This is a genomic window from Streptomyces sp. MNU89 (genome assembly GCF_020982505.1).
In the GTDB taxonomy this organism is placed as follows: Bacteria; Actinomycetota; Actinomycetes; order Streptomycetales; family Streptomycetaceae; genus Streptomyces; species Streptomyces xinghaiensis.
In genome coordinates this window covers 2366590-2386163 of record NZ_JAJKLL010000001.1, presented here as the reverse complement: position 1 = coordinate 2386163, position 19574 = coordinate 2366590, and the positions used below count along the sequence as shown (strand labels likewise).

General features: G+C 66.0%; 9 protein-coding genes. All 9 read left to right on the top strand.

The window, feature by feature from the left end; translation table 11 throughout:
• Nucleotides 1-6: 6 nt before the first annotated feature.
• Nucleotides 7-1110, top strand: coding sequence for a DGQHR domain-containing protein DpdB (gene dbpB, locus E4N63_RS10055; RefSeq protein WP_230240460.1), 1104 nt, complete (start codon nucleotides 7-9; stop codon nucleotides 1108-1110).
• A gap of 779 nt (nucleotides 1111-1889) precedes the next feature.
• On the top strand, nucleotides 1890-5198 hold the full coding sequence (gene dpdE / locus E4N63_RS10050; RefSeq protein WP_268270992.1) for a protein DpdE: 3309 nt from the start codon (nucleotides 1890-1892) through the stop codon (nucleotides 5196-5198).
• Nucleotides 5191-7785: a protein DpdF gene (gene dpdF, locus E4N63_RS10045; RefSeq protein WP_230240458.1), complete on the top strand. Its 2595-nt coding sequence runs from the start codon at nucleotides 5191-5193 to the stop codon at nucleotides 7783-7785. The genes dpdE and dpdF overlap by 8 nt, the downstream gene beginning before the upstream one ends.
• Nucleotides 7786-7823: 38 nt before the next feature.
• Nucleotides 7824-8675, top strand: coding sequence for a protein DpdG (dpdG, locus tag E4N63_RS10040; protein ID WP_230240457.1), 852 nt, complete (start codon nucleotides 7824-7826; stop codon nucleotides 8673-8675).
• Nucleotides 8668-11688, top strand: coding sequence for a protein DpdH (gene dpdH, locus E4N63_RS10035; protein WP_230240456.1), 3021 nt, complete (start codon nucleotides 8668-8670; stop codon nucleotides 11686-11688). Before dpdG ends, dpdH begins: the two co-directional genes overlap by 8 nt.
• Nucleotides 11685-12371, top strand: a complete 687-nt coding sequence (locus tag E4N63_RS10030) for a hypothetical protein (RefSeq protein WP_230240455.1) — start codon at nucleotides 11685-11687, stop codon at nucleotides 12369-12371. The genes dpdH and E4N63_RS10030 overlap by 4 nt, the downstream gene beginning before the upstream one ends.
• The gene (gene dpdJ, locus E4N63_RS10025) at nucleotides 12368-16876 is read left to right on the top strand and encodes a protein DpdJ (protein WP_230240454.1); all 4509 of its coding nucleotides are present in this window, start codon (nucleotides 12368-12370) and stop codon (nucleotides 16874-16876) included. The genes E4N63_RS10030 and dpdJ overlap by 4 nt, the downstream gene beginning before the upstream one ends.
• Nucleotides 16837-17394 (top strand): phospholipase D-like domain-containing protein DpdK, encoded by a 558-nt coding sequence (gene dpdK, locus E4N63_RS10020; RefSeq protein ID WP_308188673.1) that lies wholly within the window; start codon nucleotides 16837-16839, stop codon nucleotides 17392-17394. Before dpdJ ends, dpdK begins: the two co-directional genes overlap by 40 nt.
• Entirely contained in the window at nucleotides 17391-19475 is a 2085-nt protein-coding gene (gene dpdD / locus E4N63_RS10015; RefSeq protein ID WP_230240452.1) for a protein DpdD, read from the top strand. Before dpdK ends, dpdD begins: the two co-directional genes overlap by 4 nt.
• Nucleotides 19476-19574: the final 99 nt, after the last annotated feature.

The following is a 19574-nucleotide window of genomic DNA, read 5'->3' as shown; positions in this document are numbered from 1 at the left end:
GATGCAATGGCCGACCGATACGAACTCAGGCTCCCGGCGCTCGAGATCCGTCAGGGTGACAGAAAGATCTACTGCTTCGCCATCGACGGCAAGAAACTTCACAGCTTCGCCGCGGTCTCCCGTGTGCGCCGCGACGGCGACAGCAACCTCCAGGGCTACCAGCGCCCCGAGGTCCTCAGCCACATCCGCGGCATCCGCCGCTACCTCGAGTCCGACAACGCCATGCTCCCCAACGCCCTGGTCCTGGCCTTCGACGAAAGCGTCAGATTCGAGAGCGGGGCGCGGCGGGCTGCCGGTGTCGACTACTCCGTCCCCGGCGAGCTGGTGATCCCTGTCGACGAGTCCCTTACCGACGAGGACAAGCCCGCCCTGATTGTCGACGGCCAGCAACGCAGCGCCGCCATCCGCGACGCCGACTTGGTTGAATTCCCCGTCGCTGCCGTCGGGTTCATCGCCGACAACCACGACGACCAGCGCTCCCAGTTCATCCTGGTCAACTCCACCAAGCCGCTACCCAAGGGCCTCATCCACGAGCTCTTGCCCGAGACCAGCGGCCACCTCCCGCCCACCTACGCCCGGAAGCGCCTGCCCGCGCAGTTGATGACCCGCCTCAACACCGACGGCCAGGGCCCCTTCTACGGCCGCATCGCCAGCCCCACCTCACCCAACGGCAACATCAAAGACACTGCCATTCTCCGCATGCTGGAGCACAGCCTCTTTGAGGGCGCTCTCTACCAGTACCGCAACCCCGAAGACGGCTCCGGTGACGTCGACCGCATGCTGCTGCACCTGCGCTCCTTCTGGACCATCGTCAAGGAAACCTTCAGCGACGCCTGGAAACTCCCGCCCCGCCAGTCCCGGCTCACCCACGGCGCCGGCATCCAGGCCATGGGCTTCGTTATGGACAGCCTCACCGACGGTATGCCTGCCGAAGACGTAGACTGCGACGCGGTTCGCAACGCCGTCCTGGGCCTGCTGCCGATCACCGCCTGGACCTCCGGCATGTGGCGCTTCGCCGACGGCGAGCAGCGTCGCTGGAACGGCCTGCAGAACACTCCCAACGACGTCCGCCTGCTCACCGACCTGCTGGTTCGCACCGTACGCAGCTGATCAACCGCAATTGCGTTCGCCGTGCCCTGTCGGGCACGGCGAACCGACTGCACTGCATCTCCTGCCCGCTGTCCTCCGCAGCGGTGGGCTGCTGTATGCCCGGGTGCCGAACAGGGCGAACGCCGCGTGGTCGAGGAGTTGGAGGTTGTGGCGCACGCATCCAGGGGCAGTGTCCCCCGCGGCAAGTACCGAGACGAGGGCGCGCCAGAGTAGGTCGAAGAGACCGTGGGTGTTCCTTTGCGCCGGTAGGACTGTCGCGGTTCTTATCCCAGGCACGCCCCGGCGGACCGTGCGTGTCTGCGCGTTCTTCAGCGCAACTGGACCCGGTGACGGCAGACATCCCCGCCGAAGGGGTTGGTCTGGGCGCCACCCCCACCCACCGCCTCTTGTCCACCTGCAACGCAGCGGTGCGGACAGTAGCCTTCTCGCCCGGCTTCAGCGGCACCCCAGCTTTACCGCACGGCTCTCGCGCTCGTTGCCTCGAAGTCCGAGCACTCGCTCACGTGTGCCGCATTGACCGGACCAACTGCATGCACTATGAAAGTTGAAGATCATTGTGATCGCGAACTCACCCACAGTGCCCTGAGGGGGCCGGCTTGGGAACGGTGGGCAGGTGCAAGTCGCCTGGTGGGAAGGTGGGAGGGCGGGGCGAACCTGCAGCGGTGATCAGGAACTTCGTCCCTGACGCTCGCCGCGGAGCGGTACTCAACCCCGCAATTGTCGGTGGTGCGGTTTAGGCTTCAATCGGCTGGATGTGAACGCCTTGTAAAGGAAGTGTAATGTCAAGGCTGAGGGTGGGGGATTTTGTCCGCTTTGCCGGTTCTCCGGGGGTGGGGCGAGTCGCGGCAGTTGTGGGGGAGAGTGTCCAGGTTGATTTCTTTGAGTCGATAGCGGAGCCCGTTGCCCACACCGAGCGCATCGCTGCGCGTATGTGCACGCAGGTGTCTTTGCCGGAGGAGACCCGGGTTTACCGGCGTGATCCCAGCACCGGCGTGTGGATCGTGGGGCGGGTGCGGGGGAGTGACCCAGGTGTGTTCTACGTGCAGTTCCCCAACCATCCGGACGTGCACCTGCCGGTTCGAGCAGCGGAGTTGCACGTGCGCTGGGACCGGCCTGTAAAGAATCCGGTCGCGACCCTGGGAGCCGGCGGGAACGAGTCTGGTTACTTCCACGATGCCCGCCTGCCCATGCTGCACAGTCTCATTGCTCAGCGGGGGGCCAGTGGAAGCATTCCGGCCCTGCTGTCTTCTGCGGTGGAAATCTACCCCCACCAGGTGCAGGCCGCTTTGACCGTCCTGTCCGACCCGGTGCAGCGCTACTTGTTGACCGACGAGGTCGGACTGGGAAAAACTATCCAGGTCGGCTACGTCATTCGTCAGACCTTGATCGACAATCCTCACGCGCGTGTTGTCGTGATGGCACCAGCGCCCTTGGTGAGGCAGTGGCGTAGCGAAATGCTCGAGAAGTTCTTCATCGATGACTTCCCTGAGGCGCGCGTCACCTTCACCGCCCATGACACGCCGCACAAGTGGGCGAGCTATCGCGACGCCGACCTGCTTGTCGTCGATGAGGCGCATCTCCTCGTCCGCTATATCACGGAGCCGACGCAATCGCCCTACCGTGAACTGTGCGGCATCGCCCACACCGCCACACGCCTGCTGCTGCTGTCGGCCACCCCAGTGAACTCTCACTACGTCACTCATCTGGGTCTGCTGCATCTGTTGGATGAAAACCTGTACCGCTGGGATGACCGTGCCTCCTTCGAGGAGCGCTACCGGCGGCGTAAGGACCTCGCCGACGGCGTGTTCCAGTTGGACGCCTATTTCCCCACGCTGCTGCCGATGACCATCGACAGTCTGCGGGGACTCCTGCCGATCGACGAGCGTTTTGAGGCGTTGGCCACCGACGTGCTGGCTCTCCTCACTGACGATGCGGAACTGGCCGACGAGGATCGGGCCCCTGAATTGGTCCTGAGGGTCGAGGCTTTGAGGGCTCACCTCAGCGAGACCTATCGTTTGCACCGACGGGTCATCCGCCACCGCCGCGCCTCCGTGCTGCGCGATGACGAAGAGATGGAGCTTGTGCCTTATGAAGTGAGAGGACGCACACGTCCGCGCCTGCTCGCGGTGGATTTCGGCGAGCACCACCTCGGTCAGGCGCTGCTGCTGGAGTGGCGCACGCTCATCGCCGACCACTTGCTGGACACCGCGGCCGACGACACTCAGCACACGGCCTACGCCATGGCGCTGGCGGTGCTTGCCTCTCGCGCCGGCGGCCTGATGGAAGATCTGCTGTGTGCGCTGCGTTGGCGCACACAGCAGGATCGGGAAGCCGCCGACCGAGCCGGACTGACCGAGCAGGAACGACTCCTGCTCGCGGCACCGACAACCCTTTCCCGCGAAAGCGAGCTGGGGGAGACCTACACCAAGCAGTACGCTGACTTGCCTCTCACCGCTGCACCCACCGTCCTGGCGAAGGCATTGCTGTCGGTAGTGCGTCCCGGAACCAGGGCGGTGATCTTCTGCGGCCCGGGAACCTTGGCCGCCCAGGTAGCAGCGGCGCTCAGCGCCCAGGCCCCCGATGCCGTGGTGGGTCTGCACACCACAGCCACCAGCGCGGACGCCTGCGAGCAGGCCGTGCAGACCTGGCGTACTCAGCAGAACGCCGCCCTGCGCCAGGTGCTCGTTGCTGACGCCTCGGCTGAGGACGGGTTGAATTTGCAAGTTGCAGACGTGGTGGTACACGTGAGGCTGCCGTGGTCCCCTAACCGCCTGGAACAGCGAATCGGACGGGTGGATCGCTACCGGGGGGTGGAATCGCTGCGGCAGAACCGACCGGCGCAGCAGTTCCGCATCGGCGACTGTGAAGGAAACGAGGCGTTCTGCGGGGCTTGGGCCGGACTACTCCACGACGGATACGACCTGTTCACCGCGTCCGTATCGACCCTGCAGGACACCATCGCTGAAGGGCTGAGCCGCGTGTGGCGCCAGGCCATCGACGACGGTCCCGTGGGGCTGACGACCCTGGCACCCAGCGTGCGCGAGGAATTGCGCCAGGCCAAGCGGGACATCGACACCATGGACATGCTGGAGTCCATACACGAGACGTCTGAACAGGCCCGTCAGACGACGAGCGCGCTCGATCGTCTGGAGCAGGACTGGCGCCGCTTGCGCGAGAGCCTGATGCACTACGCCGATGAAAGCAGTGGCGGGCTGCGCTTTCGGCATGACACACGCACCGTCGCCGACCACCAGCGTGACCGGTTCGACGTTGCGTCCTCGCGTCCACTGATCGACCCACGGCGCTACAAGGCAGCCGCCGAACGCATTCATCCCCACATGGCCCAAGGTGTCTTCAACCGCTCCACCGCTCTGCGTGCGCCCGGAACTCGGCTCTTCCGCTCGGGTAATCCGTTTGTGGACATGCTCGCCGACATCGTCTTCGCCGACGAACGCGGTCAGGCGACGGCCTTCCGGCGCTTTGACCCGACCTGCCGCGCAGGAGATGAAGCCTACTTCGGGCTCGAGTACCTCGTGGAAGCCGATATCAGTGCCGCTCTGCGGCGAGTCGCCGATGTGCCCGAGGCCGGGCGAGCCCTGCGACGCCAGGCTGACCGCCTGCTTCCCCCTTTTACCCGCAAGGTGTGGGTGCCAGCCGGGCATCGTATCGCTCTGACCGATCCCAAGGCCTGCGCCTGGCTGGACGCTCCCTACGGCAGGCGAGGAGATCAGAACTACAACGTCAAGAACCACGGCGAACTGATCGCCGTGTTCGGAGGTTCGCAGGAATACCGGCAGGCAGCAGAAGCAGCCGAGGGGGTGGCCCGTGCCCACCTCGTCCAGGCAACCGACCTGATGAGCAAGTGCGCTAAGGCGCAAGAGCAGTCACGACAGCAACTCGCGATCGCGACCGCGCAGGCGCAGGCACGCAGTGCAGCCGGCCACCTGCTGGGCGACACTGAAAGCTACCTGCTGGACGTGACCGTGGGTCGGGATCTGACGGAGGCACTCAGCCGCCCTTCGATACGCGTGGTCGCCGCCACCTGCATCGTGCGCGGGGGCTACCGAACGGTGAAGCAGGATGGGTGATCTGTGGGCGCACGCCCAGGAACTGTTTACGGCCTGGCCCCAAGTGCCGACGACGACAGCCACCGGCACCCTGCGGCGACTGGGAGACGCCTTGGCCAGCCGGGCCGCGCGTCGCGCAGACGCGGTCGGCTGGCGCGACATCGCAGCCCTCACCCGGCAGGTACTGCTGGAGGCCGCCGTCCGGGGAAACAACGCTGGACTGGAGGTACCCCTGGATCCCGCGTTGCCCAGCCGCGAACAGTGGGAACAGATGGCGTGCCGGACATTGCCGACCACACGGGGAATGCGGGTCTTCGCCCTGCCATGGCACCCGCGGGAGTTCACGTCCGAAGCACAAGAAAGCGCACGGGAGGACCTGAAGCAGGTCTACCTCGGGGTGGACTCACCGCATCGGCGACACCTCGAACCCCGGCCGGCCGACCCCTATTGGACAGAAGCCCTCGGCTACCAGGAGTACGTCTCCGTCGGGCAGCAACAAGCCGCGCGAGACGTTGCCCTGGCTCCTGCCGGCAGCACGACGATCGTCTGCCTGCCCACCGGACACGGCAAGACCGCGGTGGCCCAGGCTTCGGCCCTGTTGGCCGGCGCTCGCGGAGGAGTGTCCGTCGTGGTCGTCCCCACCGTCATTCTTGCCCTGGACATGGAAGCTAGAACGCAAGCCACCCTTGAACGGCAGGGTAGACGGAGCCCGACCGGCCGTTACGCCTACACCGGCGGCATGCCGGAAGAGGTCAAGCGGCAGATATGCGACGACGTCCGCACCGGTCGCCAACGCTTGCTGTTCGCATCCCCCGAAGCGGTGGTGACGGCGCTGAAGAAACCCCTGGAGGACGCAGCCGAAGCCGGACTGCTGCAGTACTTCGTCATTGACGAGGCGCACCTGGTCGAGCAGTGGGGCACCGGCTTTCGGCCCGAATTCCAGACGATGGCCAGCCACCGGCGTACCTGGCTGCGTAAGGCCCCCCAGGAGCAGGCGCCGGTGACTGTGGCGATGAGTGCCACTCTCACTCTCCAGCAGGTCAGCCTTCTGGAGCAGTTGTTCGCTGAGGAAGGGCAGGCTCAGGTGGTGTGGGCCTCCCAACTGCGGCACGAGCCCAGCTACTACGTCGACACCTGCCCCGACGAGCAGAGCCGGAACCAAGCTGTCATCGAGGCAGTCGCCATGCTGCCTCGGCCCCTAGCGCTTTACACTACTCGAGTCAAGGACGCCGCCGACTGGGCTGAACGGCTTCGCCAGGCCGGCTTCCGCCGCGTCACCCAGGTCACCGGAAAGTCCACCGACGACCAGCGGCGGCAGGCTCTCGAAGGCTGGGCGGGTTCGACCCCGGCCGGGCCTGAGCCCACGCGTTTCGACGTGGTCGTTGGGACCTCGGCCTTCGGTCTGGGAGTTGACCTTGCCGACGTGCGTACCGTGGTCCACGCCTGTCTCCCGGAAACCACGGACCGCTACTACCAGGAGGTTGGCCGCGCCGGGCGTGACGGACATCCCTGCATCGCCTACATGGCCACCGCTCCCAGGGACGAGGCACTGGCCGAAAGCTTCAACCGCAGCCCGCAATTGACGGCCGAGCGTGCCTGGGCCCGGTGGCGGGCCATGTGGGTGGGGCGCACTCCCACCGACAGCGGCGCCCACCGGCTCAGCCTCGAAGCCCTGCCTGCCGACATGCCCGAAGGTTTTGGCCGGCACCGTAGCTGGAATGAACGCATCCTCAACTTCATGGTCAGAGCCGGCCTCATCAAGGTGACCATCCCCGAACCGCCACAGCGTGGCGAGAGGGAAACCGACGCGGCTTGGCAAGAACGCCTCGACGCGTTCTACACGTCCCTAGGGAAACAGTTCGACGTCTTCCTCGCGGATGGGCAGACCAACGACCGCGCCTACTTCCTGCAGCGTTTCAATGAGGTCCGCCAGTTGATCATCAACGACCAACGTGACGCCGCCGGCCGACTGCGAAGGATCCTGCGCAGCGACCGCTGCTGGGGCGAGGCACTGGCCGACCACTACCGCGTGCCTTACCGCGGAGGCGTTCTGACCACGGGAGTCACCTGCCGCGGGTGCCCGCCCTGCCGTAAACAGGGCCCGCCGCGGATCGCCCCGGAGGGCTACTACCGGCTCGCGGTCGAGCCCTGGCCTGCCGTGCCGTCGTGGCCGAGCCGACGCGGGGACCCCCTGGAGCGGTTCCGCCGTGACTTGCCGTGCCTTTCCATCTACTGGGAAACCGAGCAGGAGTTCAACGACCTGATGCCCGAACTGCTTGAGCGGCTGGCCGTGCGGGGGATGTCGGTGGTTGGCGGTCCGGGGCTTGCCCGCCTCGCCACTCGACGGCTACAACGCGACGTGCGCCCCCACCCCCTCATCCTGGACAGGGACGAGGACCTCCTGGGCCGCTACACCAACCCGATGGTCTGGCTGCTCGACTCTTCCGCCTCCCACATGGGAGACGATTTGGCGATGCGGTTCGATTCCCAGGATGTAACGTACCTGCTGCACCCACGGTCTTTGGCGCACCCGGATCGCCCCGGCACCCCACTTGTTGCAATCCACCGCGCCCACTTGTGGGTGCGCACTGCCTTGGAGTCGTTCTAGTGGCCCTGTTGCTTGCGGAATCTTCGATACCACCTTTTATGTGGGCCGTCGTTCGTCTTCTTGCCGCAGAGCGAAAGCCGCTGCCGACGGATCGTGCGCGGGCTCTTCTGGCTCCTCCCTCCCTGACCGAGGGCAAGGAGAACAAGACCTTCGACCGAGCCCTGCGCAGCCTGCGCGAGTTGCAGATGGTCACCGTTGACGAAGACCGGCTCTCGCTCGCCGGACACGCCAGCGACCTCGACGGCACGGACTTCTCCTCTTTCAGTTGTGCCCTGCGCCAGGCTGTCCTGGCTGGTGAACTCAATGCCGGACTGGCCGACGATGCAGGGCAGACCGGTTCGCGCGACCTCACCCGCATTCTCGTGTGGTTTCTTTCCCGGGATCCTCTCGATGAGCCGGCCACCTGGGAGCTCGCCCAACGCGAGCAGTCCATCGACCTCAATCCTGAAGCGGGGACTGCGTCGCGAAACGACACGCGCTGGAACCGTTTCGTGCACTGGGCGCCGGCCCTGGGCCTGGCCGCTGCCCCCTTGCTGTCCAGCAGCGGAAAGGGCCCCCTGCTGCCGGACTGCACAGCGGCCGTCAAGCAGTCGGTGCAAAGGCTGTGGGCCGTCGGGGAACGAGTCAACGCCGTCGATGCTGCCCGAACCCTGCGCAGTGCCCTGCCGATCCTGCCGGGTGGGGACTACGCCAACGCCCTGAGCATCCGCGACCCGGGCGCTCAGTCAGCAGGGCCGGCCTTGTCCTACGCTCTGCTGCGAGGCGAAGACGAGGGCTGGCTCATCCTGCAGCAGGACGCCGACGCACAGCGCGTCTTGACCCTTCATGACCCCGACCGCCCGTCGCACTACGTGTCCGACATCGTCATCTCGGAGGACCAGCATGGCTGACTTCCGCGGCTTCCTGTGCTGGACGCCCGAAACCGCGGCCGCGACGATCAATACCGAGGCGGTCAGTCCCTCTCGTGCGGTCTTCCTCGCCACGCATGCGCCGTTGCGCATTCGCCGGGCCGGCCTGGACGGGCGTGCCATCGTCTCCGACGGTCCTCTCATTGACGAGAAGACCGTGCTGAAGGACTTTCTGTCGCTGCAGTCCGACACCGGCGCGCTCCTGTTGCCGGTCGTCGGTGACTCCGGGACCGGAAAGTCGCACCTGGTGCGTTGGGTGCGAGAGAACCTGCCCGCCTCGGACAAGTACAAGATCATCTATCTGGAGAAGGCCAAGACCAGCCTGCGCGCTGTGATCGACGCCCTCCTCGCTGACGCGGACAGTGGCGCGCTTGCTCAGTTGCGCGCCGACATCCACCGGTTCACCGACGGCGTGGACGCGGCCACTCTGAGCAGGCGCCTGGTGAACGCCCTCAGCGAGGCCCTGGCCGCCACGACGGCCCGTGACGTACCTCAGCACGCCCGTCCGCTTTCCGGTCCCCGCGGCTTGACGGTCGTCCTGCAAGACCCCCACGTGAGCGCCTTCATGCTCGGACAGGGAAAATTCATTCCCCGACTGGCGGAACAACTGCTGCAGGACCGCGCAGACGGTGAGCCCGATCGCCCGATGGCATTCACCATGGAAGACCTCCCCACCGACCTGCTGGATCTCCACCGCGCCGCCCAAGTCACGATCAAGCTGATCAGTGCGATCTCCGGCAGCACACAACTGCAGCAGGCCGCTGTCGACCTGCTGAACCAGCATCTGGAAGCAGCTGTCAAACGTGTGGCGAGCCTGGGAGCCGGCCGCCTGCAGGACGCCATGCTGCAGGTGCGGCGCGAGTACGCCCGCAAGGACAAAGAGATCATCCTGCTCATCGAGGACTTCGCGCTGATCCAAGGCGTGCAGAGAGACCTCCTCGATGCGGTCATAGAGGCGGCCAACCGCTACGGCAGCACCACTCTGGCCCCGATCCGCACCCTCATGGCGGTTACCACGGGCTATTTCAGCGACCTCCCGGAGACCGCACTCACCCGTGTGCGGGCCACCGCCGGCTACGTCTACAACCTCAACGTCCCCTTCACCAGGGACGACCGGGGCGAATCCGAGATCACCTCTTTCGTCGGACGTTATCTCAACGCCGCCCGGGTCGGGCGGGACGCCCTGGAGAACGCGGGCGAGCGGCAGGTGCCGAATCCCTGTGAGACGTGCTCCCTGGTCTCCCGATGCCATGAGCAATTCGGGGCCACCTCCGAGGGCTTCGGTCTGTATCCGTTTAACTCCTCGGCCCTGGTCCGGACTATCCACGCGACGGCTCCGCGCAACGACCCCTATGCGTTCGTCCCGCGCACCGTGCTCGGCAGCGTGATCCGTCCTGTCCTGGTCGAGCATGCCGGCGCACTCAAAGACGGCACCTTCCCTGACGCCCGTTTCCGCACGCAGTTCCCCACTGCAGACATCGACGAGCCGCTCTCCACCGGCGTACAGGAAGTCGTAGAGACAGAGGACCCTCTCGACGCCGCCCGCCGGAAGATCGTCTTGGAGTTCTGGGGCGGAGCCCCCGACCAGGCCGGCGCGCTGCCGTCCGCAGTCCTAGAAGCCTTTGCCCTGGAAGCCCGTACCTTCTCCGGGGCCAGCGTAATACCTCGGCAGCCGGAGCCGGCCAAGCAGAGGACTAAAACGGAACCTTTTACCACGGACAAACTCCTTCCGTCTTTGCAGGCCAAGGTCAATGCGGTGGACGGCTGGCTCACGCGAGAACAGGTACTGCAGCAGGCCGTGGCCAGCGAGTTGCGCACCGTCATCGCCACCGCCGTCGCGCAGCGCTATCGCTGGGTCAATCCTTTGATGCGGGAACAGTCACAGACGACGATCCGCGCAGCCTGGCCTTCCAATGCTCGTGTCGTCTCGATCGAAGGCGCAACGGAGAACGTGCAGGGCGCGGACACAGCGCCGATCCGGTTCAAGCGAACCGCACGCAATAGCCGTTACCTGCGCAGCGTGCTGCTGCTGAAGAACGGGAAGCCCGCCCAGCGGGCCGAACATGTACGCCGGCTGAGCACAGAATCCGACCGCTACACAGCGTCGCTGACCACCGCCTTGCAGAAGAACCTGCAGATCACCGATGACGACTTGGTCCTCGGACTGCGCGCATCCCTGATCGGCGCCGCTTTGGCCGGGCTGGCGTGGCCCGGCATGGACGAGGCCGAACTGCTTGCCGCCGTATTCGCCGACGGGCGCTCCTGGGCGCGCGGGGACGCCGCATCGCGCGATGAGGCGTGGAACCGGACCCTGGAGGGCCACCTTCGGCACAGGACCCCCCTCGTCGAGCGGCTCCGCGACGCCTTGGGCGTGGCCCAAGGCGACGGGAAGCCCCGGCTAATCGACGCCGCGAGGGCGCTGCCACTGCTGCGCCGAGCGACAGCACAGTGGGACTGGCAGGTGACAGGATCGGACGTACCGGAGTGGGTGAAGAAGGCCGTCAAGTCCTTCGCCAACTGGACGGACCTGGTGAATGCGCAGAATGCGTCACTGCGTCGGCAGTTGGATGACACTCGACGGCACCATCCGCGAGGCACGACCGGGGCGCAGGTCCTGGCCGCCGTGCGCGATGCGCTCCTTGCGGCCGAGGACGCCAGTATCCCGATGCCCCTGGCCACGCGGGCGGGTATCACCGACCTTCTGTCGCGGGCGCAGGACGTCGACTGGAAGATCCTGAACCAACTTGAGGACGATCTCCTGCGGGCGGAGGAAACGGGGGCTTCCGACGCGGCGCGCGTCACGGCGGCCGTGCGTGATCGAGGGGTCGCCCCCCAGGTGGTTCGTGCCCTGCTGCAGGCCAGCGATGCATGGCTGACCACCGCTTTGGAGCATGCGGCATCCCGCACCAACTCCCATGGCGATGAGGCGGCCAAGGGTGTCCAGGAACTTTTGGCCGAGTGGCGGTCGCTGAGCGCACAGGAGGAGGACCGATGAGCGCGCCCCTGTCCGTGCTGCAAAAGGCCGAGCGCCTGCAGGCGGAGGCACGCCGACTCAACGAGGGGGAGAAGGGAGAGGAGGAAGCCCGGCGCATCAGCGAACGCATCAGCGTCCTGCACAACCAGTTGATGGCCCTGCAGCGACGCCTCCGCATCGCCCGCTCCTTGATGGCCCAGCCGACTGCCGGCGACATCGACCTCTCCGGGCTCGACACGGGTCTAGCAGCGTTCACCCGCCAGTGCCAGGGCGGACTCCCTCCCAACGCGGCCTTCACCAGGGCCTCGACAGCGGTGCAAAAGGTCATTGATCGCATAGCCCATGACAGCCAGGAAGTATGGCGGCAATGGACGCAAGCCCAACTGGCGGCCTTGCAGACGGCGCGAGAGGCCATGCTCTCCCTACAGGACCAGGCACGGGCCAAAGCACTGCACCAGGACCTCATCAAAACTGCTCGCGCCGACGTCGACGCAGCCGTGATCACCCTGTTCGCCAACGCACACGCCGAACTGTCTGAACTGCTCGACAGCGCGCCACCGCCGCCGGAAGGACTGCAGAAGCTCCTGGACCGACTGGCCTCCGGCGCCGCCCTGCTGCTCAGCGACATCACGGACGAGGAGATCGCGCTGCTGCGTCGTGTCCATCTCGATGCCGACCTGGAAGTCCGCAGGAGGCGCACGTGATCACACCGTCCCGTGCCCGTTTCTACAACCACGTTCTCAACGTGCTCGAGGACCTCGAATTGCCCCTTGTGTCCTGGGGCATCACCGATGGTGCCCTGACCGAGAGCGAAGTCCTTGAGGCCATCGATCTCTGCCTGCCCGACGCCCCGCGGGAGGCGGCAGGCATATCGAGCGAAGACCTGCTGTATGAATTTCGCGATCGCGCCTGGCTGTTCAAGGTGCCGGACACCTCGCCCCCGCAATATCGCACGCGAATGGTCGAAACCGTCCGTCTGGCAGCACAGTTGCGGCAACTCTTCCCCTGGCAGGCCCGAGATGAGGCGGCGCAGTGGTGGCAGAGCGGTAAGCGACTCGTGGCCGACTACCGCCTGCACACCGCGCCGCGCCGTTACCCCCAGCGCAATATCTCCGCCGCGACCGCGTTGAAGGAGTTCACCACCCTGGCTGGCTGGGGCCGCCTTCAGCACCTCGTGGCCCAGGCCCACATTGGTCCTCGTAACCTGGCCCGCTTTCAGGTCGACGCCACCGCGGCGGTGACCAGTGCGCTGCAACGTCCGCGCACCAGCGGTGTCATCGTGGGGGCTGGTACCGGTAGCGGCAAGACGCTGTCTTTCTACCTGCCGGCTTTCGCCGCCATGGCGGAGCGTGCTCGACCGAATAGTTTCCGTCTGCACACGCTGGCGCTGTATCCGCGCAAGGAATTGCTGCGCGATCAGTTGCGGGAGGCGCTGAGCACTGCCCGCTCGCTGGAGCCCACCCTGCAGGGCTCCGGGCGCCGACCGTTTCGACTAGGGGCTCTCTACGGAGACACGCCCTACCACCATGAGGACGACCGGCTCAAGCCTGGGGCAAGCGGCCGCACTGCCTGGAAGCGGACTCGAGACGGTGCCATCTGCCCCTACTTGACCTGTCCCGCGTGTGAGCGTGGTGAACTCCTCTGGCGTGATCTTGACCGTCGAGGCAATAGGGAGCGACTGGTCTGCCTTGCCTGCCGGGCCAGCATTCCGGAGGGCAGCCTTGCCCTGACCCGTCAATCCCAGCAAGACGTGCCCCCTGACCTGCTTTTCACCACGACCGAAATGCTCAACCTGAACAGTGCCGGAGGCGGGCTAAGCCGACTGCTGGGCTGGCAGGGAGGCGCGGTTCCGTCTCTGGTTCTGCTTGATGAGGTCCACACCTATTCCGGGATTCACGGAGCCCAGACTGCTTTGCTGCTGCGTCGCTGGCAGCAGGCCGTCCGCAAGCCGGTGGCTTTCGTCGGTCTGAGCGCCACCCTGCGTGACGCCCGTACGTTCTTCGCCCGCCTGGTGGGGCTGCGCGACGGCCACGTCGAGTACATCCAACCCGCCGACGACAGCATGGATGAGGAGGGGCGCGAGTACGCGCTTGCGTTGCGCGGCGATCCGATCGCCGGCAGCAGTCTGCTGTCGACCTCCATCCAAACCGCCATGCTCTTTGGACGCATGCTCGACCCGGAAGAAGACGCCGCACTATACGGGGCCACCGGGTTCTTGTTCACCGACGACCTGGATGTCACCAACCGCTTCTACGACGACTTGCGGGACGCTGAAGGAGGGCAGAACCGCTACGGACAACGCCGGAAACCAGCCCTGGCCGCGTTGCGCGCTTCAGCCCGCGCCCATCACCAACCCCGTTACCGCGACGGCCAATCGTGGGACTTGATGGAAAAGATCGGCCATGTCCTCGCTCCGGGGGCTGGCAACCATGCCCTGCGGATAGCGCGCACATCCTCCCAGGACGTGGGTGTCGATCTACAGGCCAATCTGACGGTGGCGACCGCATCGCTCGAGGTCGGTTTCAATGACCCGCGCGTTGGGTTGGTACTCCAACACAAAGCTCCCCACGACGCGGCGGCCTTCATCCAGCGACGCGGCCGGGCCGGTCGGCAGCGAGCCATGCGCCCCGTGACGGTGATCACTCTGTCCGACTACGGCCGGGACCGGTTGGCCTACCAGGCCTACGAGATGCTGTTCCAGCCAGAAGTGCCAGCACGCCATCTTCCGGTCAACAACCGCTTTGTTATCAAGATCCAAGGAGCGCAGTCACTGCTCGACTGGGCAGGGAGCAAACTGCGCTCCCGCCATCCGTGGGCCGATCCTAGGAGACTGCTGACCGCACCGCGGGGGACGAGTCACAGCCAGGACGAAGCTGCCCGTCTGAGCTTGGCGCAGGTCTTGGAGAGCCTCTTGACCACTACTGCTCTCCGGGACGAGTTGGCACGTCATCTCAAAGTGGCCTTGCAGTTGAGCGCCGACGAAGCGCAAGCCTTGCTCTGGGAGGAGCCGCGCTCTTTGTTGCTCAGCGTGGTTCCCACCGCGGTACGCCGCCTCAAGAACAACTGGCAGACCCTCCAGGAGAAGGATTTCGGCGCCGAGCCCGGTGCCATGTTGCCGGAGTTTGTGACACGGACGCTGTTCGATCCGCTCAACGTGCCCGAGGTCGGGCTGATCCTTCCGTTCGCTTCGCGCACTACTGGCCGCAGCGGCGACAGTGACAGCACCGACGAACTGCTGCCGATCGCCAGGGCCCTGAGGGAAGCCGTACCCGGCAGGGTCAGCCGCCGCTATGGCTACCAGCGCGACGACCACCGCACCTGGCTGCCCATACCTCCAACCGGCCAGGACACCCTGGAACTGGACGACAGCCTTGTACCGGGCCCGACGCTCGAAGGCCGCTGGTTCCCCCTGGGGCAGGACCCGGCAGGTCTGGTCGTACTGCGCCCGCATCGTCTGCAACTCAGCGAGCCTCCCAAGGAGGTCGCCGACCGGTCACAGGGATTTCCTCTGTGGGGCTCACAGATCGTGGTCGATGCTGGCGCTCAACCCCTGCCAGGTGACGTTCCCCGCCCCTCGTCGTGGGAACACCGCATTACCTCTGTCGGCTTCGCCCTGCACGCTGCGGGCAATCCGATCGAGGTGCGCCGCATGACTGCCGGCTCGCGCTTTGAGGTGAGCTACGACGCAGGCACCACGGACTCCCGTACCGTGCGCTATACCCACAACGGAAAACCGGGGGCGCTCGGCTTCCGACTGAACGTGGACGCAGCCTCCTTTACCATCGCCCCACTGGACACCACGCATCCCGAGGTGGCGCGCTACCTCACGTCGCCCCCGTGGCGCACCCTGGCCTATTTCCAGGCGGTGGCGGACGATCCTGCGCTGGGTAAGGTGACCAACCAGTTCCAGCGCGGCTGGCTGGCGCTGGTGTATCTGACGTCGTTTTCTCTGCGAGGCCTGGGCGACGACGCTCCCGACCCGTCGTCGATCCGCTCAAGTCTGGCCGACGGCAGTTGGCGCAACGACCTGGCGGAAATACTCAGTGTGCTCTACCGCGACGAGCCCACAGGCCAGCCCGTCCACAGCAACGAACGGCTCATTGCCACGCTCACCGAACTCAGCGACTTGCCGGCTGTCATCGACGCCCTGGACCGGGCCGGACAATTGCTGGTGGCTTCGGATGTTGCCATTCGCAGCGCCGACCTCGCACGGCGCGCCTACACAGACACCGTGGCCGCGGCCATTCTCGCCGCAGCGCTCCGCGCCTGTCCGGACGCCCAGGACGGTGACTTGATCGTGGACGTGGTCTCCGCAGCCAAGGAGGGGGATCCGGCCGTGGTGTGGCTGAGCGAAACCTCCATCGGCGGCCTAGGTGTAATCGAACAACTGTCCCGCTATTATGCTGAGGATCCGCGGCGTTTTTGGCGTCTGGTCGAGACGGCTCTGACCCCCAACGACTATGAGTACGTCGACACAACCGTGACCCGACTCCTGCGCCACGTGACGGCCGAACCGACCGGAGCCGCAGCACGGGCCATGGCAGTTCTGCGGGCCCACACCTCCGCCGCCCACTCCAGCCAAGCGCTCACCGAACTCCGCGAGGCTTGGAGCAGGCTCGACGGTCCGCCGCGGCACAGCGCGGTGGCAGCGTTGTCCGCCCGACTGCTCCGCCCTGGCAGCAGTCCTACCACCGACGCCAGCGTACTGGCTTTGATCGAGGGGTGGCAGGACCTGGAGTGTCGCTTGGGCGTGGAAGTCGACGCCCGCGTCATTGCCTATGCCGTTGGCTCTGGGCGCCTGCCCACTGGCCCCGGGCCGCGCCTGTCGGCCGACCAGGCCTTCAGCCTGCTGTGGCCGCGTGGCCGCGATGCCCGCACCCACCACCTCCAGCATTATCAGCCCTACCTCGACCATCCACCTGTCTTGGACCGCCTCCTGGCCGCCGCCGCGCACGATGAGCAACTGCCACGCATCGACGTCACCGAAGAGGGCTGGGAGCAGCGCTATCAAACGGCGATAGCCCAGCATGCCGCCGTGGAGTTGACAGCCGACACAAACGCTGCGACGGCTCTGTCCGACGCCATCGCCCGGGTGCCAGCTTTGACGGTGGACTGGGACGTCCTGCGTCTGTACGGAGAGATGCAAGGAGTGAGCCGCGACGGCCAGCAGTGGCGCGTGCGGGTGGACATCCGGGAGGCGACACAGTGAGTCGACTCGAGCGCCCCATACGCACAGGAGGACACACCGGCGTGCGCGCCGACGCAATCCTGGCGACGGCACTGATCGGGGAACTTGTATGCCCCGGGCCCGTGATGTGGCTTGTCTCGCCGTGGATCAGTGACGTCAAAATCTTGGACAACAGCCAGGGAACGTACGACGACCTGTTCGACGACAATCCTCCCAGCGCCTGTTCTCTGTCCGACCTGCTCGCCCGGATCGTGGCGGCCGGCGCCTCCCTGACGGTGGTCACCCGTCCGGACCCACACAATGCACAATTCCTCGGGCGTCTGCGCCGCTTGACCTCGCAGCATGCCGTGCGCATGGTGCAGAACCCCGCCGTGCACGAAAAGACTATTTGCGGGAGGGACTGGCTGCTCACCGGGTCCATGAACTTCACGGTGCGCGGCCTGATGGAGAACGACGAGGCGGTGAGCTACAAGGTGGGAGGAAGCGACGCGGCCCAGGCACGCCTGGAACTCGCCCAGCGATGGAAGGAGCAGCAGTGATCGCCGCGCGCCAGGCTTCCGCCGTTTGGACGACTGAGCACCTGGAAACCTTTTTGCAGTGCTTCTTCGGTCCTGGCAACGACGCGTGGCCAGATATGGATCCCGACGCTCTGAAAGGCGCACGGGTCCGGCCCTTTGTCGACCTGCTCCGCAGCGGCAGCGACATCCCTGTCGTACTACCGCGCTACCAGCAGGCCCAGGACCGCTTTGCGATCTACGTCATCACCCGCGACGAGGCACACGCAGCCCTCATTGGCAACGTCATCACCGCCTTCGCCGGGCCGACCCATCTCATTGGTGCCGGCGCACACCCCAGCACACTGGATCCCAACGACCCAGTCGAAGCAGCGGTGCAGGAGTTCGCCGGAGCAGGGACAACCTTCCGACTGGAAACACACCCGCACCGCCGCTACCGCCAGAGACTGACCGACGTGGCCTTGCTCATGCAGCACACCTTGGCTCGTCGTCCCCCGCGACTGTGGCGGGCAACGAAACCCACGGGGCGGCTGCTGGCCGAGTTCGACGCAGCCCTGGCGGCCGGTGGCCAAGCCGCCTCCCGAGCCGCCCTGGACCAGTTGGCCGGACAAGGAGGCATCACCGCCGCCAACCTCGCCCACCTGCACATCAAAAGACTCTCCCGGCTCGGCCTCGATCAAGAACTACTCGATTACCCAGGCCTCAGTGATGTCTTGAGGCAAGATCCCCCCAGGCCAGTGAAAGCGGCGGTGCTCGCTGCTGCTTTCACCTGCGGCCTGCAAGAACCGCTAGACCGCAGCGACTTGTCAGCTGCGCAACACGCGCTACGCGACCGGGGCCTCCTCGCCCTCGCTCCCTTCGAAGAGGGCGCGGAGTCCTACTCCATAGAGGCGCTCATGGTCCTCCTGCTGGCCGCAGTGACCCGGGAAGATCCTCTGAGCACTCGGAACATACTCACCACCATCGAGCACTCCGCATCTGACGACGCCCTACCACCCGTTCTTAGACAAGCCGCGGCGCTCCTCGCCGATCCGCAAAGCACTCCACAGCAGGAGGCACCCACCCACCAGACTGGTACTGCAGTCAACATCGCGGAGGCGCCAACGTCTGCGCCTTTCTCGCAAGCCGTCGAGTCGGTCACGCCGGAGCACGTCCCCGACTCTTGGCCGGAGTTGATTCACGCGATCGCCGACGGCTTCACCGGCCTGAACGACATCTTGGAGCAGGAGGTCTGGACAGCCTGGCCCTCACCAGCCCTGGACGACCGAGAAATCGCCGCTCAGTTGGAGGGACTGCACGACGAGGGCCAGGCAAGAATCTGGCGTTGCGTGGGTGCCTTCATCGAAAGCGTCGGCTACGACCAGCCCGCACCGCTCAGCGCCCGCGCTCTGATCACCTGTGCGCTGGCCTACGACTGGCTCGGTCCGGGCGACCTGTTGGCCGTGCAGGCGCTGACCGAGATCGTGCTGCGATCCGGGCCCTCCGTCGCCGTCTACGGGCAAGTGCTGGGGGAACTCGCCGACACGTGCGAACGCTGGGTCGCCCCCGAGCGGGCCGCAATCGCGCTGGACTTCGTCGACAGACTGGTCATGGAGGCACACCCCGATCCCCGTGCTCGTGAATCTCTCGCCTTGGCTTTGCTGCTGCCGCTCAGCGTGCACCAACGGCGCTTGGATCCCGCCGATCTCGCCATGGCACGGCGCCTATCTGCGGAACTCGGCACCGAACTGAATTGGCAGGACCAGCCTGGCGAGGGACAGGCACAGGAGACCGCAACCGACCTGCGGGAGGCGACTGGTCGCAACCTGCTGCTGTACTCCCTTGACCAGCGGGTCTTGGACCGTGTTGGCGAGGCGCTGCATCAACTCGCCCCAGGAGTCAACACTGTCCTCGCTCACGACAGTGTGGGTAGTCCGCAACTACGGCAAAAGGCCCGCCAGGCGGATGTAGTCGTATTGGCCACCCGCTGCGCTAAGCACGCCGCGACGGGCTTCATCACCCAGCACGCCAAAACAGCCGTCATCGACTACGCCGACGGCAGCGGCTCGGCCTCCCTGCTACGCGCCGCGGTACACGGCCTGCTCAGAAGTGTGCAAGGCAGCTGAGACGCCCGGGGCCCCGTGCATCACCGAACAATCCACCGCTTGGATTCGGTGGGAATCACCTGCGACGCCTGCAGTTCGGTGTCGGCAGCACCGCTCCTA